This is a genomic window from Nocardia sienata NBRC 100364 (assembly GCF_001613205.1).
In the GTDB taxonomy this organism is placed as follows: Bacteria; Actinomycetota; Actinomycetes; order Mycobacteriales; family Mycobacteriaceae; genus Nocardia; species Nocardia sienata.
Genome location: NZ_BDBX01000020.1, coordinates 1 through 24974 on the forward strand (window position 1 = coordinate 1; position 24974 = coordinate 24974).

Sequence of the window (24974 nt, forward strand, 5' to 3'; positions counted from 1 at the left end):
TCGACGCCGTAGAGGTCCAGCATGGTCATGAGGGTGCGGCGCTGGGGGCGGGCCTGGGCGGTCTCGATGCGGTACAGCGTGGTCACATTGATGCCGGTTCGCGCGCTGACGTCTTCCTTGCTCAACTTCGCGTCGTCGCGCATCTCCAGCAGTAGCACCGAGAGCCGGCGCAGGCCCGCCGTGAGGACGGTGCGTTTGCCTGCCATGTCATCCCTTTCCCTCGCGCCCGGCGCGTCCCGCAGACCACGATCCTCGCCCGCCGCGCTCCCTGTCGAGCAACAATAACGAGGAAAGACCGGCGGTGGGCCGGCACTGGTCACAAACCGGCGTTCACGGCCCGATCTCGCGGCGCATGATCTTTCCGGTCGCGTTGCGCGGCAGTGGCGACGCGGTGATCGTCCAGCGTTCGGGCACCTTGAAATACGCGAGGCGCTCGGCGACGAACGCGCGCAGCTCGCCGGCGTCGAGGGCGTCGGGCTCGTCGGTCACCACCACCGCCGAGACCCGCTGTCCCAGATCGTCGTCGGGCACACCGAGGACCGCCGATTCCCGCACCGCGGGATGTTCGTCGAGGACGTTCTCGATCTCGGTGGGGTACACATTCTCTCCGCCGCGCAGAATGAGATCGGTTCGACGCCCGGCCATCCGGAGCCGCCCGTCGGCCAGCGTGCCGAAATCGCCGGTCCGCAACCAGCGTTCACCGTCGATCGCCGCGGAGGTGGCGGCCTCGTCCCGCCAATAGCCGAGCATGACGTAGGGGCTGCGCACCCAGATCTCGCCTTCGGTGCCCTCGGCCACCGGATCTCCGGCCGGGTCCCGGATCTCCACGGACACACCGAAGATCGGCCGCCCGACCGTCTCCGGGTCGGCGGCGAGTTCGCCCGGCGTCGCTACGGTGGCGGCGGTACCGCTCTCGGTGAGGCCGTAACTGGTGGTGAGTGCGATTCCGGTCCCGGGCAGCCGGGTGCGTAGTCGCTGCTGGAAGGCCGGTGAGGACGGGGCCGCGTTCAGGGACAACGCGGTGAGCGCGGACAGGTCGTAACCGGCCGGATCGTGTTCGAGCAGCCGGGCGGCCAGTGTCGGCACGGCACCCCAGTTGGTCACGCGCTCCCGCGCCATCAGCGACAGCACCCGGTCGGCTTCGAATGCGCCGGTGTGCACGATCACCGCCGCACCTGTCGCGAGCCGGGGGACGACCAGGTTGTGCAGGCTGGCGATATGGAACAGGGGGGAGGTGAGCAGGAACCGCTTATCGCTCGGCTCCCGGTGCGCGCGTCCGGCCAGCGCCGCGCCGAGCGCGTCGGTGTAGCGGTGGTAATCGGTGATCGCGATGAGGTTGCGGTGGGTGTGTACCACTCCTTTGGGGCGGCCGGTGGTTCCGCTGGTGTAGAGGACGACGGCCGGATCGTCCTCGCCGACAGGTATCACCGGGGCCGGGCCCTGATATTCGGCGATCAGCCGGGGCAGGTCGGCGGTAGTGGTGAGAACGGGCACGCCGGTGTCCGCGGCGAGGGCGGCACGTGGGTCGTCGGCGACGACGACCGCCGGTCCGGTGTGCCGGATGCCGAATTCGACCTCCGGTGCGGCCCACCACGCGTTGTAGGCGACCGCGACCGCGCCCAGACACTGTGCCGCCCAGAAGGTGATCACCCATTCGGGGCCGTTGGCGGCCAGGATGCCGATCCGGTCGCCGCGGCCGACGCCGTACCGGTCGGCCAGTGCGCGGGCCAGCGCCTGGGCGTCGGCGGCATGCTCGGCGAAGGAGATCCGCCGGTCGGCGGTGACCAGGTAATCGCGTTCACCCCACGCCTGCGAGCGGTCGAGCAGTTCGCGCAGTGACCGGTGCCGGTGACGCCGGACGGCGAGCGGGGCGCCGAGCACTGTCTCGGTGGACAGTTCGAACGGTCCGCCGGGGCCGGTGAGCTCGGCGGCCGCCTGCGCGGCTCGGGGGTCGGGGGCACTGCTCATGGGTCACATCCTTGTCGGCGACTGTCCACAGCATCCATACCGCACAGCGTGGACGGGACGGCGACCGACCGTCGTGGCCGGGGCGGCCGCGGTTCTCCTCGATCCAGCGAAGGGTCCACGGTCCAGGGCATCCGGCGGAGATGGCAAATGGCCGGCAACCGATGTGGTGTGTTCGAGCGTGCATCCAGAGTGCAAGACCGGATGGCCACCGCGGGATCCGGTGTGGCCGCGCGCCGGCGCCGAGTAGCAGGCTCCTGACGGCGGGCGAAGTGGCCGGGGGTGTTGTGTCACAGGACCATAGGGATCGGTATGGTTCACGGTGTACGCCGCGCGCAGATCTCGGCACGGTTGCGATGTGGTCGCATAACGCGATGTCGTGCCTGGTCTCGACGCTGCGCCGGGTATGGTTCGCGGCGGCGGGGATTCGGACCGCCGACGGGAAGGATATTGGCGGGTACGCGTTTTCGGCGGGACCGCGTCCGGGTTCCGTGGAAGGGATCGTTAGGCTCGCGCACGACGCTGTTCGCAACATTGCGTATCGAAGTCTTGTGTTCTTGCATATGTAAGAGCATGATCCAGCTAGCCTTGTTGTGAACAACGATCCGATGTCCGGGATTACCGAATCGAGAGCCGATCATGTTGGTACAGAGTGTGATGGTGCCGGGTGAGTTCGAGGGGTGCGGATGAGCGCACTCACTCTGGGAACCCTGCCGACTGCGCCACAACTGCTGTGCGCCTTCCAAGGGCGGCGGATCCAGGAGCGTGTGCTGTTGCGTTTCGCGCACGCACTGGTCGAACTGCACAAGCGCCGCGCGCAGGTTCGAGATATGGCGCAGATAGCGGAAATTGATTGTCGCAGAACAGAGCTCGTGGATGACATCAACGACTGGATCACCCGTAGGATGCCCCAGCACCGCAACGGCGCCTCGCTGCACACCGAAAGCCTCGGTTCGGTGATCGACCGGATGGCGCTCAGCTGGGTGGCCGCGAATCAGGCGATCGAAGCCGACGGAGTGCGCAGCGACCGGACGCATCGGCACTGGTACCACCTCGCCGAACTGGTCGACGGGTACACCGATTTGATCGCCGAGGTGGCGGGCGGGCGCCGGCGCCTGCCGGTGCAGTAGGGGTTCGGCGGATCACCGCCACGTTCAGTCCGCTGGACGTCGTCGAACCTTCTGATGGGCACGCGAAAGACCGAAGATTGTCGAATGGCCTAGACCTGTTGTCACCGTACGGCGAATGCCTGGTTAACGCATCGGTACAGGCCAATTGGAGGTAGTTTCTGCCATGAGGCAGACCGAAGGGGTCGTAGGCGCCGTGACGGCGCGCGAGGACCTCGACACAGAGGCAGCCGCGGTGCCGGGAATCACCGCCCTGTCGAAGGTTTACCGAGTACGGGCCGAGCTGGACACGATGCTCGGCGAGCTACGCCCCGGCGACCGGGTACCGGCCGAGCGGGAACTGGCCGGACGTTTCGGAGTCGCCCGGGAAACCGTCCGGCACGCCCTGCGGGATCTCGCGGTCGAGGGCCGCATTCGCAGACAGGGCCGCGGAACCGTGCTGGCCCGTCCGAAGGTGGTGCGGCCCCTGGCGCCCGAACCCACCGTCGAGGACGGATCCGGGGTCGTGCGCAGTCTGCTCTCCTGGGAGGACACCGAGGCCGATGCCGAGATCGCCAGGGATCTGGAACTTCCGCTGCATACCCCGATCATGACCCTGGAACGCCTGCTGCACGCCGACGGCGAACCGATCGCGCTGGAACGGATCGATCTGTCGCTGGATCGTTTCGGCTGGCTGCGTGCGGGTTTCGATCCGCTCGGCTCGCTGTCGGCGACGATCGGCAGCTCCGGTGTCGAATACGGCGGTGCCACCGAGCGTATCGAGACCGTGCTCGCCGCACCCCGGGAAGCCGGTTTACTCGGCTGCCGGCCCGCGGTCCCGCTGATCCGGGTGGTGCGCCGCGGGATGGACACCCAGGGTCGCCCGATCGAACGGGTCGCGGCCCTCTATCGAGGTGATCGGGTCGCTTTCGAAGTCCGTACCGGCGCCCGTATCCGCTGAGGCGGAGCTGCGCGGGGCGCGCTGCGCCGTCGGGGACCGTTCCCGGCGACCGCCCGGCCTGCGCCGACTATTCTGGAGCGCATGTCCGTGCGTACCCGCCAGCCACTGCTTCCAGGAACCCCTACTCCGATCCGTGAGGTCCCGCGTGGGATCGAACGGCCGGAGTACGTCTGGAAGAAAACGGCCAAGGAGGGTTCCGAACCCTGGGTGCAGACCCCCGAGACCATCGAGAAGATGCGGATCGCCGGGCAGATCGCCGCTCGGGCGCTGGCCGAGGCGGGTAAGGCGGTCGCGCCGGGCGTCACCACCGACGAGCTCGACCGGATCGCCCACGAATACATGTGCGACCACGGCGCCTACCCGTCGACACTCGGGTACAAGGGCTTCCCCAAATCGTGCTGCACCTCGCTCAACGAGGTGATCTGCCACGGCATCCCCGACAGCACGGTGATCCAGGACGGTGACATCGTCAATATCGATGTCACCGCCTACATCCACGGCGTGCACGGCGACACCAACGCCACCTTCCTCGCCGGGGAGGTCGACGAAGAAGTGAAACTGCTGGTCGAACGCACCGAAGAGGCGACCGCGCGGGCCATCAAGGCGGTACGTCCCGGGCGGGCGCTGAACGTGATCGGCCGGGTGATCGAGTCCTACGCGAACCGTTTCGGCTACGGCGTCGTCCGGGATTTCACCGGGCACGGGGTCGGGCCGACCTTCCACAGTGGCCTGGTGATCCTGCACTACGACCAGCCCGCGGTCGAATCGGTGATCGAACCGGGAATGACGTTCACCATCGAACCCATGATCAACCTGGGCGGTATCGATTACGAGATCTGGGACGACGGCTGGACCGTGGTCACTAAGGACCGTAAGTGGACGGCGCAGTTCGAGCACACACTGGTGGTCACCGAGACCGGCGCCGAGATCCTCACCCTGCCGTGAGCCGGCCCGGCGGGGCGCTGCTGATCGCCGGGACGACCTCCGACGCGGGTAAGAGCGTGGTGGTCGCCGGCATCTGCCGGATGCTGCGGCGGCGGGGGGTGCGGGTGGCGCCGTTCAAGGCGCAGAACATGTCGAACAACTCCGTGGTCACCCTGGACGGCGGGGAGATCGGGCGGGCCCAGGCGCTGCAGGCCCACGCGTGCGGGTTGGAACCGAGCGTGCGGTTCAACCCGATCCTGCTGAAACCCGGGAGCGACCGGCGTTCCCAGCTGGTGGTGCGCGGCCGGGTGGTGGACACGGTGGGCGCCGCGGACTATTTCACCCATCGCACCCGGTTGCGTGAGGTGGTGGCCGCCGAACTCGCCGCCCTGCGCGCGGAGTTCGATGTGGTGATCTGTGAGGGAGCGGGCTCGCCCGCCGAGATCAACCTGCGGCCCACCGATCTGGCGAATATGGGCCTGGCCCGGGCCGCGGACCTCCCGGTACTCGTGGTCGGCGATATCGACCGGGGCGGGGTGCTGGCACACCTGTTCGGCACGCTCGCGGTACTGGAACCCGAAGATCAACGGCTGATCGCCGGATTCGTGATCAACAAATTCCGCGGCGACGTGGAGCTGTTGCGGCCGGGCCTGGACCAGCTGACCGCGCGCACCGGACGCCCGACGCTCGGGGTGCTGCCGTACTGCGACGAACTGTGGCTCGACGCCGAGGATTCGCTGGGCACCGTGGCCGGGGCCGCGGTGGGCCGTCCCGCCGCCCCGATCGGGCGTGAATGGCTCACCGTCGCGGCCGTGCGGTTGCCGCGGATATCGAATTCGACCGATGTGGAGGCGCTGGCCTGCGAACCCGGTGTCGGCGTGCGCTGGGTGAGCGACCCCGCGGCGCTGGCCGGCGCCGACCTGGTCGTCCTGCCGGGGAGCAAGGCCACCGTGGACGATCTGGCCTGGCTGCGGCAGAACGGTATAGCGGACGCGCTGGCTCGCCGGGCCGCGGTGGGCGGGCCGATTCTCGGCATCTGCGGGGGCTATCAGATGCTCGGCCGCCGGATCGTGGACACGGTGGAATCGGGCGCGGGGGAGGTGGCCGGGCTGGGACTGCTCGATATGGATATCGAATTCGGCCGGCAGAAGGTGTTGCGCCGTACGACCGCGGCCGGTGCCGCGCCGGAGACTACTGCGGCCGGATACGAGATCCATCACGGCCGGGTCCGGCGTACCGCCGAGCAGCCGTGGCTGTACCTCACCGGTTGGGCGGACGCGGCGGCGGACGGCGCCGGTCCGGTGACCGGGGAGCGCGTTCCGGAGGGCGGGGTGCGGGGAGCGGTCTGGGGCACCCACCTGCACGGGCTGCTGGAATCCGACGAATTCCGGCGGAGTTGGCTCACCGAGGTCGCCCGGTGTGCCGGACGCACCGGGTTCACGGTGGCACCCGGGACCAGGGTGGCGGCAGTGCGGGCGGCGCAACTGGACCTGCTGGCCGATCTGGTGTCCGCGCATCTCGACGTCGCCGGGCTGGACCGGCTCCTCGCCGAGGGCGTCCCCGCCGGGCTGCCGAGTCTCGGATCCACCCTGGAAGCGCTTTCGGGCGCGGGCTGACCGTCGCCACGGATCCGGAGTCACGATCTCGGCGCTGTCGACCCGGGCGGCCCCATGGCGCGCGCGGGCGGTGTAGCGTCAACCGGCATGGAATCTCGGCACATCGCGGTCGGTGACCGGGACTGGACGGTGCGGGTGGACGGGCCGGTCACCCAGCATTGCGTGCTGCTGCTTCCCGATTCCGGTGATCCACCGGAGGTCTACGACCGGGTGTGCGCACGCCTGCACAGTTCCGATCTGCGGACCATCGTGTTCGAAACGGCCGAGGGGCTCGACACCGCCGGGGTGTACGCGGCCCTCGACGAGATCGGCGTGCCCTGGGCCAATGTCGCGGGCCGGGGCACCGGCGCCAGCGTGGCCTGGGAAGTCTGCGCGAAGGGTTTCGGCCGCTTCGTGAGCCTGGTGGTCGCCGATCGCGGGCATCCGGCCGTGCCCGACGGGGACGGGGAGGTCTTGGACCCCGCATGTCCGGCGGTCGAACTGCCCACCACGGTGCTGGTGACCAAACGGTTGCCGCGCCCGGTGGCCGACAGTTCCGGCCGCCATGTCTACGGCGAGTTCCGCGTGGTCGGCGTCGACGTCGACAATGTCGCCACCGAAGCCGATCAGCAGTTCGCGACCGAGATCGTGCTGCGGACCAGTATGTGGTGACTCAGGCCGACCGGGCGGCCAGCCAGTCCAGCCAGTTGTCCAGTTCCCGGAAGGCCTCGGTTCGCGGGCCCTCGGCGGACAGGAACACATCGTGGCGGGCGCCGTCGATCGGGACGATATTGGTGCGGTCGCCCAGGCAGCCCGCCCAGCGCTGGATCTGCGCGACGTCGAGGACCGCGTCCGCGACGTCCACCGCGGGCCCGTATTCGCGGGCGAACCTGGTGAGCTTGGAGCGCAGCAGCAATGCGGGCACCCCGATGTCCAGGCCGCGGTGCAGCCGTGCCTGCCCCAGCCGGATCGCGCGCAACCAGCCGGCCCGCACCGGGAAACCGTGCCGCGGCTTCCAGTCCAGGTCGTAGTCCCATTCCCCGGCCACGCTGTGGTGCAGGCTGTCGCCGTAGGCGCTGGATTTGCCCAGCGGCAGCGCCGACTTCGCCCGGAAGCGGCCCACCGTCTTGATGAGCTGGGTACCCACCGTGCGCACATAGGCCGGACCCTGCAGGTCGAACCACGGGCTGTTCAGCACCAGCCCGCTGATACCGGCGGCCGCCGTTCCCCCGGCGCGTTGCAACCGGTCCAGCCACAACGAGGTCACCAGACCACCGGTCGAATGGGCCACCACCAGCACGTTCGCCTCGGTTTCGGTGGTGATCAACCGGAGCGAATCGTCGAGTTCCCGGTCGTAGAGGGCCAGGTCGCCGATGTAGTGGGGGGTCTGGCCCGGTTGCAGTGATCGGCCACATTTGCGCAGATCCAGCGCGTAGAACCGGTGCCCGCGGGCGGTGAAGTGCTCGGCGACGTGCCGCTGGAAGAAATAGTCGGTGAAACCGTGCACGTACAGCACCGCGTCGGCCGTGGCCACCGCGCCGGCCGTGGGCAGATGCCGGACGAGGGTGGCGACGATCTCGCCTTCACCGTCGGGATCGGGTCCGAGTTCGAGGGTGCGATATTCGTACCCGTCACCGAGCACATCCGGCTGCCAGTCGGCGGCTCGGCCGAGGGCGCTGATACCGGCCGCGGATTCGTTCGTCACGGCCTCCAATCTAGGCGACCGATCAGTAGCAACGGCAGGCCCGAAGGTGACGAGGAGGAGGAATCTACGTCACAATCGCCGCCCTGGCTGCGGATTCCGCGCGTGTCGAGGTGCACAATTGGCAGTAGTGAACGACGGGTAACCTACATTCGGCCGAGCCCGGAGGGCTCACCATCGCGACCCGTACACAACTGCACAAGAGCCCGTGCCCCAGCGGGCCGCATCCACGGATGTGCGCCCCGCGCATCAGGACAAGGAAGTCGAACACCCGTGCCGAACGCTGCCCAGACTGAAAAGACCGATGTAGTCCTCATCGGTGCCGGCATCATGAGCGCCACTCTCGGCGCGCTGCTGCGTCAGCTGCAGCCGGACTGGTCGATCTCGGTGTTCGAACGGCTCGACGCCGCCGCGGCCGAGAGCAGTGATCCGTGGAACAACGCCGGTACCGGGCATTCGGCCCTGTGTGAGCTCAATTACAGCCCGCAGAAGCCGGACGGTTCGGTCGATATCGGCAAGGCCGTCGATATCAACGAGCGGTTCCAGGTTTCCCGCCAGTTCTGGGCCTACGCGGTGGAGAACGGGATCCTGAGCGATCCCTCCCGATTCATCAACCCCATCCCGCACGTGAGTTTCGTGCACGGCGCCGCCGATGTGGAGTACCTGCGCAAGCGGTACGAGGCGCTGTCGCGGCATCCGCTGTTCGCCGGGATGGAGTACATCGACAGCCCCGACGAGTTCGCCCGCCGGCTGCCGCTGATGGCCCGCGGCCGCGATTTCTCCGATCCCATCGCCCTCAACTGGTCCGACGGCGGCACCGATATCGATTTCGGTTCGCTGACCAAGGAGCTGCTCGCCCATATCGGTGCCAGTGGCGGGGAGATCGGCTTCGGTAACGAGGTCCGTAACCTGTCCAAGCAGAAGGACGGCAGCTGGAAGGTCACGGTGCGCAACACCCGGACCGGACGCACTCGCACGCTGATCAGCAAGTTCGTCTTCGTCGGGGCCGGGGGCGGGGCGCTGCCGCTGCTGCAGAAGGCCGGGATCAAGGAGATCCGTGGTTTCGCGGGATTCCCGGTCTCGGGTCAGTTCCTGCGGTGCACCAATCCCGAACTGATCGCGAAACACGCAGCCAAGGTGTACGGCAAAGCGGCGGTCGGTGCGCCGCCGATGTCGGTGCCGCATCTGGACACCCGCGTCATCAAGGGCAAGCCCGGTCTGCTGTTCGGCCCCTACGCCGGTTGGACCCCCAAGTTCCTCAAGGACGGCAGCAATGCCGACCTGTTCAAATCGATCAAACCCGGCAATCTGGCACCGATGCTCGGCGTCGGCGTCACCGAGCTGAGCCTGGTCAAATACCTGGTCACCGAGCTGATGAAATCACAGTCCGGCCGGGTGTACACCATGGAGGAATTCATCCCGCGCGCCGAGGGCCGCGATTGGGAACTCATCACGGCCGGCCAGCGGGTGCAGGTGATCCGCCGTAAGGGCGTCGGAGGTGTCCTCGAACTGGGTACCGCCGTCATCGCGGCGCAGGACGGCTCCATCGCCGGTCTGCTGGGCGCCTCACCCGGCGCCTCCACCTGTGTCACCGCCATGCTGGACGTCCTGGAACGCTGCTTCCCGGCCGAGTACGAGCAGTGGACGCCCAAGCTGAAGGAAATGGTTCCGTCGCTGGGTGTGAAGTTGTCGGAGAACCAGCGCCTGTTCGGCGAGGTGTGGGACTGGACGGGTAAGGCGTTGCAGCTCGACCGGTCCGCTACGCCTGCCGGGGTCTGATCCGGAAGAATTCGCGTTCGACGGTCCGCGGGGTCGCAACCTCGTGGACCGCGCTCTGTCGTGGCCGCACGCGGCGGTGTGCTCGCGGCGTTCGCGTGCATCTGACGTCGAGGTGTGATAGCAAGGCGCGATGATGTCTACGGTTGCACTCCGCCGGTCATGGGCGCAGGATCTCGATACCCCCACCCTGTACGAGTTGCTGAAGCTGCGTGTCGAAGTGTTCGTGGTCGAGCAGAAATGCGCGTACCCGGAGCTGGACGGACAGGATCTGCTGCCGGAGACCCGGCATCTGTGGCTCGACGACGAGGGCGAGGTCATCGCGACCCTGCGCCTGCTCGAAGAGCACGAGGACGGCGTCAAATCCTTCCGTATCGGGCGGTTGTGCACCGCGGTCGAGGCCCGCGGTCACGGATACACCACCCGGCTGCTGCAGGCCGCCCTCGCCGAGACCGGATCGCATACCGTCCGGCTCAACGCCCAGACCTATCTGATCGATCTCTACACCAAGCACGGGTTCGAAGTGGACGGCGCGGAGTTCATCGAGGACGGCGTCGCGCACGTACCGATGCGCAAGGGGTAGCCGCCGGGCCCTTCCGCCCGTCTCGGGCAGGGGAGGGCCGGGCCGGGCGGCGGCACGTTTTAGAGTGGGGCCGTGTCCTCCACCGAAACCGCCCGGCCCGCATCCCGACCGATCGCCTCCGCCGTGGACGGTGGTGAGGCCGGGTTCCCGTTCTCCGCGGTGGTCGGGCAGGAGCAGTTGCAACTGGCGCTGATCCTGTGCGCTGTGCATCCCGGTATCGGTGGCGTGCTCGTGCGCGGTGAGAAGGGGACCGCGAAATCCACGGTGGTGCGGGCGCTGGCGCGGTTGCTGCCGCCGGTGGTCGACGAATCGGGCGCGCGCCCGGCGCGGCTGGTGGAACTCCCGGTCGGCGCCACCGAGGACCGGGTCGTCGGCTCCCTGGATCTGGAACGGGTGCTGCGCGACGGCGAACAGGCCTTCCGGCCCGGACTGCTCGCCGCCGCCCATCACGGTGTGCTCTACGTGGACGAGGTCAACCTGCTGCACGACCACCTGGTGGATGTGCTGCTGGACGCGGCGGCCATGGGCCGGGTGCACATCGAACGCGACGGCGTCTCGCACTCCCATCCGGCCCGGTTCGTACTGGTCGGCACCATGAACCCGGAAGAAGGTGAGCTGCGGCCGCAGCTGCTCGACCGTTTCGGCCTGACGGTGGATGTGACCGCCTCCCGCGACGTGGACGTCCGGATGGCCGTGGTCCGGCGCCGCCTCGACTACGAGGCCGATCCCAACGGTTTCGCGGCCGCCTACGCCGCCGCGGACGCCGAGATCGCCGACCGCGTTCTCACCGCCCGCGACCGACTGCCCGAGGTCGCGCTCGACGATGTGGAACTGCGGCGTATCGCCGCGGTCTGTGCCTCCTTCGACGTCGACGGTATGCGGGCCGATCTGGTGGTGGCCCGTACCGCTGTCGCCCACGCCGCCTGGTGCGGCCGCGGCAGTGTCACCGCCGACGATGTACGCGTCGCCGCCGAGCTGGCGCTGCCGCACCGGCGGCGGCGTGACCCGTTCGACGAACCGGGGATCACCTCCGAACAGCTCGACGACGCCCTGCGTGACGCGGTCGAGCAGGCCGGCGATCAGCAGCACGCACCGGCCGGCGACGAGGCGCCGGGGTCTCGGGGTCCCGTCGATCCCGACGACGACCCGGACGGTCCCGGTGGCGGCGGCGAGGCGCCCGGCGCGGACACCGAGCCGGGCGAGAACTCCGGCAACAACCCGGGTGGCGCGGGCGGGACCGGACAGGCGGGCGCGCCGGTCGCGGCGCCGGTCCGGCCGCCGCGGTGGGAGGTGCCGGGCGTGGGCGAGGGTGCGCCGGGCCGGCGGTCCCGGGCACAGACCCGGCAGGGCAGGGTGGTGAACACGACACCCGCGCCCACCGGCGGCCTGCATCTGCTTGGCACGCTGCGGGCCGCGGCGCCGCATCAGCGGGCGCGCGGCCGGCGCACCGGACCGCTGGTGCTCGCGCCCGGTGATCTGCGCGGGGCCTACCGCGAAGGACGCGAGGGCAATCTGGTGCTCTTCGTGGTCGACACCTCCGGTTCCATGGCCGCCCGTGACCGGCTGTCCGCGGTGACCGGCGCGGTGGTGACCCTGCTGCGCGACGCCTATCAGCGGCGCGACAAGGTCGCGGTGATCTCGGTGCGCGGCAGCGAAGCCGAGCTGGTACTACCGCCCACCTCTTCGATCGATATCGCCGTCCGCCGCCTGACCGGCTTGCGTACCGGCGGAAAGACTCCGCTCGCCGCGGGGCTGCGCACCGCGCGGGAGGTGGTCTACCGCGAACGCGTCCGCGACCCGCAGCGCCGGCCCATGCTGGTGCTGCTCACCGACGGCCGCGCCACCGGGGGCACCGATCCGGTGCTGCGGGCCCGCGCGGCGGCCGCCCGGCTCGCTCGCGACGGTGTCACCTCCGTTGTCGTCGACTGCGAACGCGGCATGGTCCGGCTGGGTCTGGCCGCCGAACTGGCGGCCGCGCTGGGCGGTACGGCCGTCCGGCTCACCGAACTGACCGGCGCCTCGGTGGCCGAGGTGGTCCGCTCGGGCGCCTCGGGCGGCGCGCGGGCCGCGTAGGCCCCGGTCGCACCGGGACGAGCACGAAAACCGAATCAGATCAGGAGTTCCCATGCCCAAAGGGATGCCCGAGCACATACCCGACGACGGACTGACCACCCGGCAGCGCCGTAATCTGCCGGTGCTCGCCGTGCACACCGGTCCGGGCAAGGGTAAGTCCACCGCGGCCTTCGGGATGGCGTTGCGCGCCTGGAACCAGGGTTTCGATGTGGCGGTGTTCCAGTTCGTCAAGAGCGCCAAGTGGAAGGTCGGCGAGGAAGCGGCGTTCCGTGAACTCGGCCGGCTGCACGACGAGTCCGGTGTGGGCGGGCCGGTGCAGTGGCACAAGATGGGCGAGGGCTGGTCGTGGACTCGTAAACAGGGCACCGAAATCGATCACGCGGCCGCGGCGCTGGCCGGCTGGCAGGAGATCGCGCGGCGGCTACGTGCCGAAGAGCACCGGTTCTATGTGCTCGACGAATTCACCTACCCCCTGAAATGGGGGTGGGTGGATGTGGCCGAGGTCGTCGAGACCCTGCGCGAGCGTCCGGGCAACCAGCATGTCGTCATCACCGGCCGGGACGCGCCGCCGGAACTGGTGGAGGCGGCGGACCTGGTGACCGAGATGACCAAGGTGCGCCACCCCATGGACGCGGGCCGCAAGGGCCAACGGGGTATCGAATGGTGAGCGGGCCCCGGGGTACCGCGGTCCGGCGCGCCGCCCGCCGCTGCCGCTCGACCGGGACCGGCGTGCGATGAACGCCGCCCCGGGGATAGTGCTCGCCGCCCCGGCCTCCGGCAGCGGGAAGACCACAGTCGCGACCGGGCTCATCGGCGCGCTGCGCCGTGCGGGCCGCCGGGTGGCGCCCTTCAAGGTGGGGCCCGACTACATCGACCCCGGTTATCACGGCCTCGCCGCCGGCCGCCCCGGTCGTAACCTCGACCCGGTGCTGGTCGGGCACGACCGGATCGCCCCGCTCTACCGCCACGGTGCCCGCGACTGCGATATCGCGGTGGTGGAAGGGGTGATGGGCCTGTTCGACGGGCGGATCGACGAACAGGCCGCCGACCCCGTCGCGGAAGGCTCCACGGCCCAGGTGGCGAGCCTGCTGGGGCTACCGGTGGTCCTGGTCGTGGACGCCCGCGGCCACAGCCAGAGCCTGGCCGCGCTGCTGCACGGGTTCGCCACCTTCGACTCGGGTGTGCGGCTGGGTGGAGTGGTGCTCAACCGGGTCGGTAGCGCCCGGCACGAACAGGTGTTGCGCGCGGCCTGCGACCGGGTGGGCCTGCCGGTGCTCGGCGCGCTGCCCCGGCTGGCCGAACTCGAGGTCCCGTCCCGGCATCTGGGTCTGATTCCGGCGGTGGAACACGGCCTCGCGGCGATGCGGGCGGTGGATGCGATGACCGATCTGGCCGCACGCCATATCGATCTCGCCGCGGTCGCGGCGCTGGCCGTCGCGCCGGAGTCCGGGCCGAGCTGGGACGCGGCCCGGGAAGTCGCGGACGGCGTAGCGGTACCGGCCGGGTCGGATCCGGTGATCGCGGTAGCCGGGGGACCCGCCTTCACCTTCGGCTACGCCGAACACCGGGAACTGCTCACCGCCGCGGGCGCCCGGGTGGTCGTGATCGACCCGCTGCACGACACCCTGCCGGACGAGACCGCGGGCCTGGTGCTGCCGGGCGGATTCCCGGAAGAGCACGCGGGGACTTTGGCGGCCAACACCGGACTGCGCGTCGCGGTGGCGGAGCGGGCCCGGGCGGGGCTGCCCGTGCACGCCGAATGCGCTGGGCTGCTGTACCTCACCCGATCCCTGGACGGCCATCCGATGGCGGGCCTGGTCGACGCGGTCGCCGAGTTCGGACCCCGCCTGACGCTGGGCTACCGAGAGGCGGTGGCGCTGGCCGATTCCGTGCTCTGGCGGACCGGTGAGCGGGTACGCGGGCACGAATTCCATCGGACCCGACTCGTGGAATCCGGCGGTGCCCCGCCCGCCTGGGGATGGCGTACCGCCGGGGAACAAGTGCGTGAGGGTGCGCTCGTGCACCGGGTGCACGCGTCCTACCTGCACACCCACCCGGCCGGAAACCCGGGTGCCGTGCGCCGGTTCGTCGCCGCCGCGCGCGCCCATCAGCGCATCCGCCCCGCCGTGCGGGCACGGTGACCGGGGGAGACCGGCGGTTGGAAGCCGGCCCCGCGGCGTACCCGCGAGCACTCGCGGTCGGTCTCGGCCTGCGCCCGGATCTGCCGACCGAGCGGATTCTCGCGGCGCTGGCGGAAGCGTTTCCCGGGCACCGGATAGCGTGCCTGGCGACCCTGGATCGCCGGGCCGGCGAGCCGGGCCCCCGCGCTGCCGCCGCCGTGCTGGGCGTGCCACTGTACGGCTATTCCGTCGAGCGGTTGGCGCGGGTGCCGGTGCCGAATCCGTCGGAGCGGGTGGCCGCCGCGCTGGGAATTCCCGGTGTAGCCGAGGCCGCGGCGCTGCTGGCCGGTACCGGGCCCGTAGTCGTGCCGCGACAGGTGGCCGGGGGTGTGGTGGTCGCCGCGACCGCCGCGCACGGTTGAGCCCTCAGCGTTCTCGTTTCCCGTGGCAATCTCGGTCGATCAGACCGCGTAGTGCCGCAATGATCGTCTCGGGCTGTTCCTCCGGCAGGAAATGGCCACACTTCACCGTTCCGGTGCGCAGGTCCGAGGCCCATCCGGTCCATATTGCCGCCGGGTCGAACGGGAGGACCGTATCGCCCGGATCTTGCCAGAGGGCGGTGACCGGCATATCGAGCCGACGGCCGGACGCGCGGTCGGCCTCGTCATGCGCGTTGTCGACGTATGCGCTCGCGCGGTAGTCCGCGCAGAGGGCATGGATGGCGTCGGGTTCCCTTGCGGCGGAGAGGTACTCGGCACGGACATCCCTGGGGATTGCATCGGATATCCGGGTCCAGCTGTCGAAGAAGTGCCCGAAGAACAGGTCGGGGTCGGCTCGGATCATGCGCTCGGCCAGCTCGGTCGGTTGCGCCAGCAGGTAGAGGTGAAACGCGAAGATGCCGGCTGTTCCCTGGAGTGTGGCCCACATATCAGCGGCCGGGAGGACATCCAGAACGGCGAGGTGGCTGACCGCCTCCGGATGGTCCAGGCCCGCCCGGAACGCGACCAGCCCACCTCTGTCGTGGCCGGCGAGCGCGAAGCGGCTGTGGCCGAGGGATCGCATGAGCGAGACGATGTCGTCGGCCATCGTCCGTTTCGAATAGGTGTGACCGTCCGGTGCGGCGACCGGTTTGTCGCTGCTGCCGTAGCCGCGCAGATCCGGGCAGATCACCTGGTGATCACGGGCGAGGTCGGCGGCGACATGGCGCCACGCGAGGTGCGTTTGCGGAAAACCGTGCAGCAGCACGATCGGCGTGCCGGATCCGGCGACGGCCACCTCGAGCCGCACGTCGCCGACTCGGATCCGTTCGTAACCGAACCCCGGTATTCGGATAGCCATGCTCGGACGGTAGCGGTCGCCACCGACAACGCGAGGTCGGCGAGACGGAGGCGGCCGAAAGAACTTGTCCTTCGACGAGGAAGGCCGATTTCTGCCAGCGCGCGCCGGGCGAGGGTTCTTACCGTCGAACCGTGACCACATTCGCCTCCACTCACGAGGACACCATCGGTAGAGCGTCGGTGACCTTCATGTCTATCGCTGCGGCGCTGGGAACAGCGACGATCTATCCGCTTCAGCCGGCCGTCGCCGAGGTGTCGGCCTCGCTGGGGGTAACCGTCGCCGCCATGGGCGTGGCGCTGGCGTGCGGCCCGGTGGGATACATGCTGGGCCTTGCGCTGCTCGTCCCTCTCGTCGACAGGTTCTCACCACGAATTGTTCTCGCGCTGCAGTTCCTGGCGCTCACTGCCGCACTTGTGCTGACAGCTGTCAGTGGCGTGGTGTGGTTGATCGGGCCGGCGATGCTGGTCACGGGAGCGTGTTCTTCGGTCGGAGCGGGGTTGAGTTCGGTGGTGGGGCGATCGGCCCCGCCGTCGCGCCGTTCGACGAGCTTGGGCATTGTCACCGCGGGGATTTCGGCCGGCATCCTCGCAGGACGAATACTGGGCGGGTGGCTGACCGACCTGGTGGGCTGGCAGAACATGCTCCTGCTGGCCGCGGCGGCATGCGTAGTAGTCGCGGCAGTCTGCCTGCGTGCCCTGCCCGCCTCCAAGGGAAGTGTTACTCAGGGATACCTGGCGGCGCTCGTGTCGACTCCTACCCTGTTCCGTCGGAGCAGAGTCCTGCGGAGCGGCGCGGTGCGTGGCGCTCTCTGGTTTTTCGCATTCTGCGCGGTGTGGTCCGGAATCGCTGTCGCGCTGTCGGAACCACCGTTCTCGCTCTCGGCCGAACAGATCGGGCTGTATGGACTTGCCGGTCTCTCGGGCATCCTCGCGACTCGGATCGCGGGTAGGTGGACAGACCGAGTCGGACCTCGGCCGGTCATCCGGGTCGGGTTGGCCGTAGCAGGTGCATCGTGTGTGCTCCTCGCCTACGGATTGTCCGACGTGGCAGTAACACTCGTTGCTCTCGCGCTCTTCGATGCCGGCCTCTTTGCCGCACAAGTGGCGAATCAAACCACGATCCTGGCGATAAACCCGGCCGCGCCGGCGCAGTTCAACGCCGCCTATATGCTGGTGTACTTCATCGGCGGAAGCCTCGGGACGGGCTTGGGAACAGCGGCGGTCGCCGGTATCGGGTGGCCGGCATGCGTTGCGATCTGCGGTGCGGCGATAGCCGTTGCCGGCGCGCTGACGATGTCCATGGGTGCGGGCGGTACCGATGAGGCCGATCGAGTTGTGTGCCGGGAATCGGATAGCCCGGACTCCGTCGAACAGTCGAAGCAGCGGAGCGTTCCGATTCCGACACGCCACAGCTTCAGCGGCGGCGACAACACTCTCTAAGGTGCCACCGACAGCAGATCCGCGAAACCGGTGGGGTCGTGCCGGCCGACGCTGGCGTGTTCGAACAACCCCCAGCCCTCGGCGTCCCCGCAGCGGGCGTGCGCGATGTGGTCGGTGACGCCCCACGGGATCCGCCCGGCGACCGCCGGATCGGTGAGGTCGTAGCTGTTGGCCCACGACCAGTCGCGGCCCTTCCACTGCCCGTGCTGCCAGTCCGGGTCGCCGCCGTAACCACAGCCGATGTGCAGCGGTATCCCGGTGACGGTGCGGATATCGATGGTCAGCGGTTTCCCGTCGGGAGTCCGCAGTTCCAGGCTCGCGCGCTCGGGATGGCGGGTCCCGGACCGGTAGTCGATGGTGATCCGCGGCCAGCCCAGCTGTTCCACCGATCCGTCCGGGAACACCCGGACGGCATCGTTGAGGGTCCGGTAGCCGTCGGGGTTCTCCTGGATGATCACCACCACCGCGAAATCGTCGAATCGCAGGGGCACATACAGCCACCAGAACCCACCGGCGCCTTCGGCGGCCGCCCGGCCCGGCGGTTCGGCCTCACCGACGGGACGGATACCCCAGGAGCGATCCCGGGTGCCGGTCCAGATCGCCGGATCCACGGTGATGTCCTCACCGCCGATCGCGAGCGTGCCCGCCCACGAGCCGACCTGGGCGAAGCGGGACGCGTCCAGGGTCGGACGGTTACCGGCCAGCATGACGTGCGGCTGTTCCTGCACGGCGGGGAAGGCGCCGGTCCAGGTGAGGTCGAGACCCAGGTCCTCGTGTTCGCACACCACCCGGATGCGGCGCAGTGGTTCGACCACTTCGATCCGGTAACCGCCGACCGCCATGTCCAGGCTCCGGTCACCGCGTGCGTCGGAGAACCGCACCGAGGTGATCTCGTCGCCGCGGCGGACCGCGGCGTAGGCGTCGGCGACACCCAGGTTCGGGTACACCCCGAATCCGGTCACCAGCATGATCGCGCCGTCGCGGTTGTGCGCGTTGAAATAGCTGCGGTCGTAGAAGTTCCGGTCGCTGGTCGCGGTCCGGGCGATGGGCAGCGGTGTCTGATGGATCGGGTACTCGTCCAGGGGCCCCGGGGCGGTGGCCGGGGTGTGGGCGGTGGTTTCGCTCATCTCAGTCCCATCCGTAGGTGCCGTCGAGCATGGCTTCCAGGGTGGCGCGGTGCATGATGTAGTCGTCGCGCTCCGCCGGGGCGGTGTCCTCGCCCATATGGATCATCCGGCGTTTGATCCGGGCCATGACGATCGCGTGCCGCAGCGCGGCGTAGGTGAGGTAGAAGTCCAGATTCGTGACGGTGTGGCCACTGACCTTCTCGTAGTGCGCGACGACCTCGTCGCGGCGCAGGAAATCGGGGAGGCCTGGAAAACCGAATCCGGTGGCGATGTCCTGGAAGAAGCGGTGCAGGAAGATCATCCAGGCCAGATCGAGTTCGCGCGGGCCCAGTCCGGCCATCTCCCAGTCCAATACGGCGACCGGCGAGAACCCTTCGTAGATGATATTGCCGGGCCGGGCATCACCCCAGCTCAGCACATCGGGCCCGGGATCGTCGGGAAAGTTGCGGTCGAGCCAGTCGAAAGCGCGCTCGATGAGCGGAATCTCGTAGCCGTCGCCGGCCAGTGCCCAGTGGTACCACCTCCGGTCCGATTCGATGTGGCGGCGCAGCGCCGGTCCCGGCCCGTCCAGTTCGGGGAACCGCTGTGCCGGGTCGGGCAGTGCGTGGATCCGGGCCAGGACATCGAGGGTGTTGCGGGTGAGTTCGGCCCGCTCGGCAGCGGTCGCGTCGTAGAGCCAGCCGGCGAACACGTAGGGCGGATTGTCCCCCGGGATGCGGCCGGGTACCCGGTCCATCACGAAGAACGGCGCGCCGCAGGCCGCGCTGTCGGTTTCCAGCCAGCGCAATCGTGGTACCGGGACATCGGTGGCGGCGGCGATCTCGGTGATGACCCGGTACTGCAGTTCCAGATCGTATTTCTCGAAGACCGGGAACGCGCCCTCCTCCGGGATCATCCGCGCGACGAAGGCGCCGCCCTCGGTGCGGCCGCCGGATTTCCAGTGCGCGTCGAACAACACCGAGGCACTGGACAAGCCCCCGGACAGCGGCCGTTGCAGGTCACTGATCACCGGCGCTCCGTCGGCTCCGACCTTGTGGCGTAACCATTCGGAGAGTTGCCCGGCCAGCGCCTCCAGATCACGTTCGCTGGTGGTGAGCCGCATATGTTCGGTGGGGTTCACATCGTCGGGCATCATCGTCCTCCTGACGCCATCCGGCCTCGGCGCGGAGCGGCGCACACCGTCTCGCCTGACACGACGCTGGGCCGCCCGCGTGCGGGAGACTGTAACGTGTTTCAGTCTCGGGTGGTGCCGATTCGGCGGATCACCGGCCGCGTGGCGCGAATCGCTCCCCGGGCGCGGCCGGCCGACCATAATTCCTTCGATGGCCGGGGTGAGCCGCTCGGCCGGGTGGGAGGATCACGATGAGCGTGGCGCTGTGCCGGCGCGACCGAGTGAGATGGGGTGCGGCGGGCTCGCGCCCCCGTCCCGGCAGGCGGGGAGGCCCGCGTGAAGCGCTTACGTGACGCGATCGCCGTGCTGGTGGCGGCGGTACTGCTCCTGATGCTGGGAGCGGCTCTGCGTCCGCTGTTCGTCGACGACCCGCCGGCGCCGGAGATCCTGTCCGCCACCGAGATCGGATTCGTCCAGGACATGGCAACCCATCACCATCAGGCACTGGTGATGGTGCAGCGGCTCGATCCCGGCGTCGCCCCCGCGGTGCGGGGTCTGGCCCGGCAGATCGAGGACGCCCAGCTCTCCGAGATCGGCACCCTGCTGGGCTGGTTGCGGCTGGCCGGAGCGCCGGCCGCGGGCGCGGAGCCGATGAGCTGGATGCCCACGCGGACCCACGATCACCACGCCGCCCACGGCCCGGGCGCGGCCGGGATGCCGGGGATGGCCACTCAGGCCGAACTGGACGATCTGTCGGCCGCGCGGGGCCGCGCCGCCGCAATCCTGTTCCTGCACCTGATGCAGCGCCACCACGAAGGCGGTATCGCCATGGCCCGGGTGGCCGACGCGCTGCTCGCCGAGGGAGTGGTGAAACAGGCGGCCCGGGAGATGATCACCGCGCAGACCCAGGAGTCGGGGCTGATGACTCTGCTGCTGGCGGAGCTGGAGGCGAATCCGCCGCGGTGAGCCGGAATGAACACCCACCGGAGCCGGTTGCTCGTGTGCATGAACGCTATCTCGTTGCCCGACACCGTCAAGAAGTACATCGACGATGCCAAGCTGTTCGTCACCGTGGCCACCATCGGTCGCGACGGGCACCCGCATCTGACCGTCACCTGGATCGATCGGGACGGCGACGAGTTGCTCTACTCCACTACGACCGATCGCGTCCAGGGCAAGAACCTGGCCCGCGATCCGCGCATCTCGGTGCTGATCGCGCCGCCGGACAACCCGTACGTCTACGCGGAGATCCGCGGTACCGCCACCCTCACCCCGGACCCCGACATGCTGGTCGGCGACCGGATGTCGATCAAATACACCGGAAAGCCGTACGCCGAGTTCAATCCGGCCTCGGTGGACGACGGCCCCCGGGTGGCGGTCCGGATCACCCCGACCAAGATCACCGGGAGGCTGTGACGCGGTGACCGGTGGTCGCCCGGCTCAGACCGACTGGGCCTCGTCCTGGGCGTGCTGGGCCCGGGCGACCTCTTCGGCCGTGTAGCGCAGGGTCAGCGCGATCAAACCCACCAGCAGCCCGCCGATCGCGGCCACCAGCAGGGCCAGGGTGTAGCCGTCACCGAGCGCGGTGATCTCCGCGGCCGTCATCTCGGCCGGTTTCTTGATGGTCCCGCCCTCGGACAAGGTCCGGGAGGCGGCCAGCGGGGTGAGTACGCCGATGGCGATGGGAGTCCCCAGATTCAGGAACATCTGACCGATCGCCGACAGCGGGCCGATCTCGTCCGGCGGCACTCCGACCAGCACACACAGCGGAATGAGCACCATGGCGATACCGATTCCGAAACCGATCACCGAGAACAGCGGCAGCAGGGTGGACCAGTAGCCGACGTCGGCGTCCAATGTCGAGCCGTAACCGAGACCGGCCATCAGCACCACCGCCGCGCCGACCAGCAGCCACCGGGGCGCGACGTGCAGCGCCAACCGGGTGGCCACCGCGCTGCCGAGGCCGACGCCGACGGTGAACGGGATGAACGAGATCCCGGCGACCAGCGGGCTGTAACCGACCACGTTCTGCACGAACAGGCCGGCGAAATAGGTGGTGGCGCCCAGTACGCCGCTGGCGAGCAGGATCACCACGAAGGTGGCGACGCGGTCGCGGCTGTCGAACAGGGTCCACGGCAGCAGGGGGTTGTCCACGTGCCGTTCCGCGAAGACGAAAACCGGCAGCAGTACCGCGCCCGCGATCAGGGTGCCGTAGACCAGCGGGTCACCCCAGCCGAGTTCCGGTCCCTCGGTGGCGCCCCAGACGATCAGGGCGCACGCCAGGGTACCGAGAAACGCGCCGCGCACGTCCAGAGTGAGCCGCTGATGATGGGTATCGCGAAGTGCGACCAGCGCGCCGATCACGATGAGCACACCGATCGGCACATTGATCAGGAAGATCCACCGCCAGCTGGCCTCGGTGAGCGCCCCGCCGATCACCAGCCCGCCGACCGAGCCCAGCGCGACCATCGAGCCGAAGATGGCGAAGGCCTGGTTGCGGACCTTACCCGGGGCGAAGGTGCTGGCGACCAGCGCGAACGCGGTGGGTGCGGCGAGCGCGGCGCCGGTGCCCTGGAAGGCGCGTGCGGCGACGAGCATCTGCTCGCTCTGCGCCAGCCCGCACAGCATGGAGGCCAGTGTGAACAGGCCGACACCGAGGATGAACATGCGCCGGCGGCCGAACGAGTCGCCGATCCGGCCGCCGAGCAGCATCAGGCCGGCGAACGGTAGCCCGTAGGCGGTGATGGTCCACGCGCTGCCCGAACTGGACAGGCCCATTTCCTCCTGCAACCGCGGCAGGGCCAGGATCACCACGGTGCCGTCCAGCACCACCATCAGCTGTAACCCGCTGAGTACGAGAATGGCGAGGCCGAAGGCTCGTTTCGTCACCGGATATTTGATAGCTGGGGGGTTATCGAGCACAGTGGGTCACTGTAACCGACTGTCGCCGGCCGCTACCGGCACGGCGCTGAACCCGGCCGTGGGCCCGATCACAATGATCGCGGGCGGCCGGATCTCCTCGGCGCGGACGCGTTCGGCCACATCGGCGAGGGTGGCCCGCAGTACCCGCTGGCCACGTAGGGTTCCCTCCTGGATCACCGTGGCCGGCGTCTCGGCGGGGCGGCCGCCCGCGCGCAGCACCGCCGCGAATTGCTCGATCCGCTCCACCGCCATCATCAGGACCAGGGTGCCGCGCAGCCGGGCCAATGCCGACCAATCGACCAGCGAATCCGGATGGTCCGGTGGGATATGGCCACTGACCACCACGAATTCATGGGTGACACCACGATGGGTGACCGGAATCCCCGCGGCCGCCGGAACCGAGATCGGGCTGGTCACTCCCGGCACCACCGTCACCGGCACCCCGGCGTCGACACAGGCCTCGAGTTCCTCGTAGCCGCGCCCGAATACATAGGGATCCCCGCCTTTGAGCCGGACCACGAATTTGCCCGCTCGGGCACCGTCCACCAACGCCTGGTTGATGGCGTCCTGCGCCATCGCGCGTCCGTACGGGATCTTGGCGGCGTCCACCACCTCGACATCGGGCCCCAGCTCGGCCAGCAGCTCCGGCGGGGCCAGCCGGTCGGCCACCACCAGATCGGCCCGGGCCAGGAGCCGACGGCCGCGCACGGTGATCAGGTCGGGATCGCCGGGTCCGCCGCCGACCAGGGCGACGCCGGGCGTCATGGGGGTCGCGTCGTCGGTGACCACACCTGATTGCAGTGCTTCCAGCAGCGCCGTGCGGACCGCGGCCGAGCGCCGATGCCTGCCGCCGGCCAGCACACCCAGGGTCATTCCGTCGTAGCGGGCGGTCGCCGGCGTGACCGCCGTCCCGGATTGCGCGTGATCGGCGCGGACACAGAAGATCCGGCGCCGGGTGGCCTCGGCGACGACGGCGGCGTTGGTCTCGGGTCTGTCGGTGCAGGCGATGGCATACCAGGCGCCGTCGAGATCACCGTCGGCGTAATCACGCAGGGTCAGCGCGATCTGACCCGCGGTGGCCATCGCCTCGACCGCGGGGGTGGCCTCCCGGGTGATCACCTCGACGGCCGCGCCGGCGGCGATGAGCAGGCCCAACCGGCGTTGTGCCACGCTGCCCCCACCCACGACGACGACCCGGCGTCCGTTCAGATCGAGCCCCACCAGGTAGTTCGAGTCCCCGGTGGACAGGTTGTCGGTATCGGCTGACGTGTTCGGCACAAGGCTCGAGCCTACGGCCCGGCGCGGTGCGGTCCGCAGCCGCCCGCCGGAGGTTCGGCGACCCGGGTCAGGTGAGGACGACCAGCTCGGTATCGGAGGCGACCTCGGTGCGTAGCCCGGCCTTGTTCGCGACCCGGGCGACCGCACGGATATCCCCGGGTTCGGCGCGGGTGAGTACGAGGGCACGGGCCAGGAGACCCTTGTGGTGCTTGTTGAAGTGGCTGACCACCGTGCGTGAGCCGTCCGGATGCTCGGTGAGCACCGTCGCGGTGACCGCGCCCGGTACCCGGCCGAGTTGCTGGTACGTGCCCGATCGCAGGTCCACCACGAGTTCGTCGCCGGCCGCGTCGCGCAGGGCCGGGCCCAGATGCTCACGCCAGACCGCGGCGAGGGTCGGCCGGCCCGGCAGTTTCGAACCGCCCGACAGCCGGTATGCGGGAATGGGATCGCCGGCCCGGACCGCGCCGAAAAGCGCCGAGCCGATCGCGATCCGGGCGAGTGCTCTCGCGCCCTGCGCCCGGGTGAAGGAACTCGCTGCCAGCGCGTCGTACAGGACGCCGGTATAGCGTTCCAGTGCCGGCCGGGTGGGGGAGGTGCGCACCGCGGCGTTACGGGCCAGCTCGGCCTCGGCGTTCTTACCGAGTCCCAGAGCGGCCCGGGCGGCGTCCGGGTCACCGGCCAGTGCGGCCAGGTCGCCGACCAGCAGTGCGCGGATCTCGGTGAGCGAGTCGAAGGCCAGCGCCGACAGATCCAGCGGGCCGCCGGAACCGCCGTCGGATTTGGTTTCGGAAGGGGGGAGCAGCACCAGCACGACCGGTTACGGTACCGGTCGCCGCCCTCTGTCCCCGCCGGCCCCGGCGGGGAAGGATCCGGGATGCGGCGCCCGCGCCGAGCGCACGGCGCCCACCACCGGTAATCGGATGTGGCCGGCGGGCGAACAGGGGCTACGCTGGG

At 69.5% G+C, this 24974-nt stretch carries 23 protein-coding genes; 14 read left to right on the top strand and 9 right to left on the bottom strand.

Going from position 1 to position 24974, the window contains the following annotated elements:
* Both NS4_RS12590 and casG read right to left on the bottom strand, forming a co-directional pair.
* The coding region (locus tag NS4_RS12590; protein ID WP_157106019.1) for a helix-turn-helix domain-containing protein at nt 1-206 on the bottom strand (206 nt) is incomplete at its 3' end.
* Nucleotides 207-330: 124 nt separating this feature from the next.
* Entirely contained in the window at nt 331-1968 is a 1638-nt protein-coding gene (casG, locus tag NS4_RS12595) for a steroid-24-oyl-CoA synthetase (RefSeq protein WP_063059716.1), read from the bottom strand.
* Nucleotides 1969-2735: 767 nt separating this feature from the next.
* Between casG and NS4_RS12600 the strand changes: the two genes are divergently transcribed.
* From NS4_RS12600 to NS4_RS12620, 5 genes are all read left to right on the top strand, one after another.
* Entirely contained in the window at nt 2736-3095 is a 360-nt protein-coding gene (locus NS4_RS12600; RefSeq protein ID WP_063059768.1) for a DUF4254 domain-containing protein, read from the top strand.
* Between the two features lie 289 nt (nt 3096-3384).
* Nucleotides 3385-4032, top strand: coding sequence for a GntR family transcriptional regulator (locus NS4_RS12605; protein ID WP_063059769.1), 648 nt, complete (start codon nt 3385-3387; stop codon nt 4030-4032).
* Between the two features lie 81 nt (nt 4033-4113).
* Nucleotides 4114-4977, top strand: a complete 864-nt coding sequence (gene map / locus NS4_RS12610) for a type I methionyl aminopeptidase (RefSeq protein WP_063059717.1) — start codon at nt 4114-4116, stop codon at nt 4975-4977.
* Nucleotides 4974-6572 carry a cobyric acid synthase gene (locus NS4_RS12615; RefSeq protein WP_063059718.1) on the top strand — a complete coding sequence of 533 codons (1599 nt, stop codon included), beginning with the start codon at nt 4974-4976 and terminating at the stop codon, nt 6570-6572. The genes map and NS4_RS12615 overlap by 4 nt, the downstream gene beginning before the upstream one ends.
* A gap of 87 nt (nt 6573-6659) precedes the next feature.
* Nucleotides 6660-7223: a hypothetical protein gene (locus tag NS4_RS12620; protein WP_063059719.1), complete on the top strand. Its 564-nt coding sequence runs from the start codon at nt 6660-6662 to the stop codon at nt 7221-7223.
* A gap of 1 nt (nt 7224) precedes the next feature.
* On the opposite strand, the gene NS4_RS12625 is transcribed toward NS4_RS12620, so the two are convergent.
* Nucleotides 7225-8256, bottom strand: coding sequence for an alpha/beta hydrolase (locus tag NS4_RS12625; RefSeq protein ID WP_084487169.1), 1032 nt, complete (start codon nt 8254-8256; stop codon nt 7225-7227).
* 327 nt (nt 8257-8583) lie between these two features.
* Here NS4_RS12625 and mqo point away from each other — a divergent pair, with 327 nt between their 5' ends.
* The 6 genes from mqo (at nt 8584) to NS4_RS12655 (ending at nt 15227) form a co-directional block, all read left to right on the top strand.
* Nucleotides 8584-10032 (top strand): malate dehydrogenase (quinone), encoded by a 1449-nt coding sequence (gene mqo / locus NS4_RS12630; protein ID WP_063059771.1) that lies wholly within the window; start codon nt 8584-8586, stop codon nt 10030-10032.
* A 130-nt stretch (nt 10033-10162) separates the two neighbouring features.
* A complete protein-coding gene (locus NS4_RS12635; protein WP_030521743.1) occupies nt 10163-10612 on the top strand; it encodes a GNAT family N-acetyltransferase in 450 nt (149 codons plus the stop codon).
* Nucleotides 10613-10735: 123 nt separating this feature from the next.
* Entirely contained in the window at nt 10736-12685 is a 1950-nt protein-coding gene (locus NS4_RS12640) for a magnesium chelatase subunit D family protein (protein ID WP_245665335.1), read from the top strand.
* 52 nt (nt 12686-12737) lie between these two features.
* The gene (gene cobO, locus NS4_RS12645) at nt 12738-13352 is read left to right on the top strand and encodes a cob(I)yrinic acid a,c-diamide adenosyltransferase (protein ID WP_063059720.1); all 615 of its coding nucleotides are present in this window, start codon (nt 12738-12740) and stop codon (nt 13350-13352) included.
* 67 nt (nt 13353-13419) lie between these two features.
* Nucleotides 13420-14826 (top strand): cobyrinic acid a,c-diamide synthase CobB, encoded by a 1407-nt coding sequence (locus tag NS4_RS12650; RefSeq protein WP_063059721.1) that lies wholly within the window; start codon nt 13420-13422, stop codon nt 14824-14826.
* A gap of 17 nt (nt 14827-14843) precedes the next feature.
* Nucleotides 14844-15227: a cobalamin biosynthesis protein gene (locus NS4_RS12655; RefSeq protein WP_063059773.1), complete on the top strand. Its 384-nt coding sequence runs from the start codon at nt 14844-14846 to the stop codon at nt 15225-15227.
* 4 nt (nt 15228-15231) lie between these two features.
* On the opposite strand, the gene NS4_RS12660 is transcribed toward NS4_RS12655, so the two are convergent.
* Nucleotides 15232-16143 (bottom strand): alpha/beta fold hydrolase, encoded by a 912-nt coding sequence (locus NS4_RS12660; protein ID WP_063059722.1) that lies wholly within the window; start codon nt 16141-16143, stop codon nt 15232-15234.
* A 131-nt stretch (nt 16144-16274) separates the two neighbouring features.
* On the opposite strand from NS4_RS12660, the gene NS4_RS12665 reads away from it, so the two are divergent.
* Nucleotides 16275-17582 (top strand): MFS transporter, encoded by a 1308-nt coding sequence (locus NS4_RS12665; protein WP_245665328.1) that lies wholly within the window; start codon nt 16275-16277, stop codon nt 17580-17582.
* Here the strand turns inward: NS4_RS12665 and NS4_RS12670 are convergent.
* Entirely contained in the window at nt 17579-18709 is a 1131-nt protein-coding gene (locus tag NS4_RS12670) for an Rv3169 family protein (protein ID WP_063059723.1), read from the bottom strand. The genes NS4_RS12665 and NS4_RS12670 overlap by 4 nt on opposite strands.
* Before the next feature lies 1 nt (nt 18710).
* On the bottom strand, nt 18711-19844 hold the full coding sequence (locus NS4_RS12675) for a phosphotransferase family protein (protein ID WP_369690210.1): 1134 nt from the start codon (nt 19842-19844) through the stop codon (nt 18711-18713).
* 312 nt (nt 19845-20156) lie between these two features.
* On the opposite strand from NS4_RS12675, the gene NS4_RS12680 reads away from it, so the two are divergent.
* Both NS4_RS12680 and NS4_RS12685 read left to right on the top strand, forming a co-directional pair.
* A complete protein-coding gene (locus NS4_RS12680; RefSeq protein ID WP_439955780.1) occupies nt 20157-20786 on the top strand; it encodes a DUF305 domain-containing protein in 630 nt (209 codons plus the stop codon).
* 39 nt (nt 20787-20825) lie between these two features.
* Nucleotides 20826-21236: a PPOX class F420-dependent oxidoreductase gene (locus NS4_RS12685; protein ID WP_063059776.1), complete on the top strand. Its 411-nt coding sequence runs from the start codon at nt 20826-20828 to the stop codon at nt 21234-21236.
* 24 nt (nt 21237-21260) lie between these two features.
* Here NS4_RS12685 and NS4_RS12690 read toward each other — a convergent pair whose 3' ends face one another.
* The 3 genes from NS4_RS12690 to yaaA form a co-directional block, all read right to left on the bottom strand.
* Complete coding sequence (locus NS4_RS12690) at nt 21261-22742, bottom strand: MFS transporter (RefSeq protein ID WP_063059724.1); 1482 nt, start codon at nt 22740-22742, stop codon at nt 21261-21263.
* A gap of 6 nt (nt 22743-22748) precedes the next feature.
* Nucleotides 22749-24020, bottom strand: coding sequence for a uroporphyrinogen-III C-methyltransferase (gene cobA, locus NS4_RS12695; protein ID WP_063059725.1), 1272 nt, complete (start codon nt 24018-24020; stop codon nt 22749-22751).
* A gap of 67 nt (nt 24021-24087) precedes the next feature.
* Nucleotides 24088-24831 carry a peroxide stress protein YaaA gene (gene yaaA / locus NS4_RS12700; protein ID WP_063059726.1) on the bottom strand — a complete coding sequence of 248 codons (744 nt, stop codon included), beginning with the start codon at nt 24829-24831 and terminating at the stop codon, nt 24088-24090.
* Between the last annotated feature and the right edge of the window lie 143 nt (nt 24832-24974).

Bases quoted from the DNA above. Each gene is read 5' to 3' on its own strand.
- casG (WP_063059716.1), bottom strand. From the start codon at position 1,968: ATGAGCAGTGCCCCCGACCCCCGAGCCGCGCAGGCGGCCGCCGAGCTC.
- NS4_RS12605 (WP_063059769.1), top strand. From the start codon at position 3,385: ATGCTCGGCGAGCTACGCCCCGGCGACCGGGTACCGGCCGAGCGGGAA.
- map (WP_063059717.1), top strand. From the start codon at position 4,114: ATGTCCGTGCGTACCCGCCAGCCACTGCTTCCAGGAACCCCTACTCCG.
- NS4_RS12620 (WP_063059719.1), top strand. From the start codon at position 6,660: ATGGAATCTCGGCACATCGCGGTCGGTGACCGGGACTGGACGGTGCGG.
- mqo (WP_063059771.1), top strand. From the start codon at position 8,584: ATGAGCGCCACTCTCGGCGCGCTGCTGCGTCAGCTGCAGCCGGACTGG.
- NS4_RS12635 (WP_030521743.1), top strand. From the start codon at position 10,163: ATGATGTCTACGGTTGCACTCCGCCGGTCATGGGCGCAGGATCTCGAT.
- cobO (WP_063059720.1), top strand. From the start codon at position 12,738: ATGCCCAAAGGGATGCCCGAGCACATACCCGACGACGGACTGACCACC.
- NS4_RS12650 (WP_063059721.1), top strand. From the start codon at position 13,420: ATGAACGCCGCCCCGGGGATAGTGCTCGCCGCCCCGGCCTCCGGCAGC.
- NS4_RS12660 (WP_063059722.1), bottom strand. From the start codon at position 16,143: ATGGCTATCCGAATACCGGGGTTCGGTTACGAACGGATCCGAGTCGGC.
- NS4_RS12670 (WP_063059723.1), bottom strand. From the start codon at position 18,709: ATGAGCGAAACCACCGCCCACACCCCGGCCACCGCCCCGGGGCCCCTG.
- NS4_RS12675 (WP_369690210.1), bottom strand. From the start codon at position 19,844: ATGATGCCCGACGATGTGAACCCCACCGAACATATGCGGCTCACCACC.
- NS4_RS12685 (WP_063059776.1), top strand. From the start codon at position 20,826: ATGAACGCTATCTCGTTGCCCGACACCGTCAAGAAGTACATCGACGAT.